The organism is Clostridium sp. RTP31139st1_H3_RTP31139_211217 (assembly GCF_040227035.1).
In the GTDB taxonomy this organism is placed as follows: Bacteria; Bacillota; Clostridia; order Clostridiales; family Clostridiaceae; genus Clostridium; species Clostridium saudiense.
In genome coordinates this window covers 1-2,861 of record NZ_JBCOAB010000101.1, presented here as the reverse complement: position 1 = coordinate 2,861, position 2,861 = coordinate 1, and the positions used below count along the sequence as shown (strand labels likewise).

The 2,861-nt window shown below is 41.6% G+C and carries 2 protein-coding genes and 1 pseudogene; all 3 read left to right on the top strand.

Annotation, left to right across the window (positions count from 1 at the left end; genetic code table 11):
* A partial coding sequence (locus ABUA17_RS18625; protein ID WP_430392572.1) for a hypothetical protein occupies positions 1-244 on the top strand: 244 nt, incomplete at its 5' end.
* A 472-nt stretch (positions 245-716) separates the two neighbouring features.
* A complete protein-coding gene (locus ABUA17_RS18620; RefSeq protein WP_008670455.1) occupies positions 717-1,307 on the top strand; it encodes a hypothetical protein in 591 nt (196 codons plus the stop codon).
* A 617-nt stretch (positions 1,308-1,924) separates the two neighbouring features.
* Positions 1,925-2,861: pseudogene (locus ABUA17_RS18615) on the top strand (hypothetical protein); the annotation flags it as partial.

Below are 2,861 nucleotides of genomic sequence, written 5' to 3'. Positions count from 1 at the left end.
GTATTATAGACAGCAAATGGACAATGCAAGGACAACCAGTAACCGACTAAGAACGGAGAACCAAGAACTAAAGACCGAAACCAAGGAATTGAAAAAAGAACTTGGTAAGATGAAAGACTTGTTCAATTCCGAACAACTGGAGGCTTTAAGGCATCATTTCCCAAACATATCAAAAGCTATGGAAGAGGGGAAAGACCTACTCAAGCAAATCACCAGAAGCAGAGGTTTCGGCATGGGTATGTAACCCCCCCCCGCCCCCAAAGGGGGAGCGACCAAACGGCAGCTTCACTCAATGGAGTGTTACGCCGTTCGGGTTCGGAAGAAATTTTGCAGGGTTCGAAAAACGGTTGTGTGCTTATTCGAAAAAAAGTTTATGGTGTGGGCGCTCGTCGGGACGGGTGGTCCCGCCCCTTGCCGCTGGGCGCTCCCCGACCGATGATTTTTTAAGTAGTTGATTATATGCCGTTTTTAGGGTATAATAAGAACTTAAGAAATAGAATAAGTTAAGTAGTTGATACTCAATATAGGGTATTTTCCATATTGGAAAATCTGATTTTCCATATTAGAAAGTCACTCTTTCCTATTAGATGTTAAAAAGGAAAATATATTTTGCTTTTTTATTGTATTAATGGAAATTTAAATATTCCTTTGTGGAAAATCAAATTATACTTTTTCACCGATATATAGAAAGTCAAATTTGCCTAAATAGAATGTTTATGGAAAATAAGAAAGTACTCAAATTAACCGATTTTCAAAAAAACGAAGAAAACCCCTTTATGAAACAAGCAATTGAAGGGATTGAAAATCACGTTGTTAAGAAATACAAAAGTAGTACGGGAAGTGATAAAAAAGCTGTAGTTGCTGTTGCTGATACAGATACAGGAGAAGTATTCAAAACCTCGTTTATCCGACAAATAGAAGTAGATGAAGAGCAATTTGCAAAACTATACCTTGCGAATTTTGCCGCTTTTTTCAATCTATCACAATCAGCTATTCGGGTTTTCGGGTATATTCTAACTTGCATGAAGCCTAAGAATGATATGATAATTTTCGATAGGCGAAAATGCTTAGAATACACCCAATACAAATCAGACAAAGCCATATACAAAGGATTGGCAGAGCTCGTACAAAGTGAAATCATAGCAAGAGGTCCAAACGAATATAATTGGTTCATTAATCCGTTGATTGTCTTTAATGGGGATAGGGTTTCATTTACAAAAACATACGTTCGGAAAAAGACTTTAGCTGCCCAAAAGAAAGAAGAAGCAGAGAAACGACAGTTATCACTTGGTTTTGATGAACTGTAACACTCCATTGAGTGAAGCTGCCGTTTGGTCGCTCCCCCTTTGGGGGCGGGGGGGGATAGATAAAGTTCCTCTATGTAAAGTTATAATGGGGGATGAAAGGCAAGGTTCGCTAACCTTACCCCGATTGTTTATGCTTCCCAGCATTCAATCTATCCCCGTTTATGGGTTTCTCTTTCACCCTACAAAGATAACCTCATGGGGGAAAAATGTCCAAGAATATGGGGTAAAAACTATCAAGTCGGTAGAAAATAAGTATCTTTGAAGTACATTTTTAGTAGAGGTACTGGTATGCCTAGACGAAGCAGATAGGCAAAAATAAAGCCGCTGGGGATGTCGGATGTCCGTCAATTAACTCCAGCGGCTTGTATTTTGGTAACTCTCCCGTATCGGTCAGCTACCGTTTGGTCAGCAACAAAGGTAGTACTTTATTGTCGCAAATCCAAATGTTTTCCCCTTTATTTGTGCATTTACAAAACATTCACTAACTTCGCACCTATGCAGTATGGTGATAGCACACTAGCACCCTAAAGGGTACGTGTGTAAGGGGACAAGCCCCCTTAACCCCCTGTCAGCCGGCTGTCACCGGCTGTTATCGATTGTCACAAAAATGTTAACTTATGGGAGCAACAAGTATTCATGTACAAGCAGTGAAGCCGGGGAGCGAGATTCACAACTTTAGGGAAAAAGAGTTGGACTATGTTCGTCCGGAACTTAGTCATTTGAATGAAAGCTGGGTTGGAGATAGCATCTCCCATCGGCTGGAGAGTGCGAAACAGAGATATTTCGATACGGTTGGGCAGAAGATGCAGACTAAAGCAGCACCCATACGGGAGGGGGTAATAGTAATCAAGCAAGAAACCACCATGCAGGAACTCCAGCAATTCGCTGCGGTCTGCAAGGAACGTTTCGGTATTGAAGCGTTTCAAATCCATATACACAAGGACGAAGGATACATGAACGCAAAGCAATGGACACCTAACCTTCACGCCCATGTAGTTTTCGATTGGACGCAGCCGAACGGGAAGAGTGTGCGTTTATCGCGTGATGACATGGCAGAACTCCAAACCATAGCATCTGAAGCACTGGGCATGGAACGTGGTGTTTCTTCTGATCGCAAACACTTATCGGCTATGCAGTACAAGACCGAATGTGCGAAAGAACAGCTTCAGGAACTATCCAACGATATATCCAGTGCGTTAGACAAGCACAAGGACGTGCAAAACCAGCTTCTTCAGCTTCAGAAAGAACTACGTTCCATTGAAACAAAGAAAAACGTCCAAAAACTCATTTCTAAGGCTTCAGAGAAGTTTTACGGCTTGATAGGGAAAACGGTTAACGATAGGGAAAAAGATGCCTTAAAAGCCAAAATAAAGGCTTTAGAGGGGGAAAATGAACAGCTATCCGATAGACTGGGAAAGGCTATACTTGAAAAAGAGCGAAACGGCACAAAGGTATTCAAAGCCGAGAACGACAAGGAGTATTATAGACAGCAAATGGACAATGCAAGGACAACCAGTAACCGACTAAGAACGGAGAACCAAGAACTAAAGACCG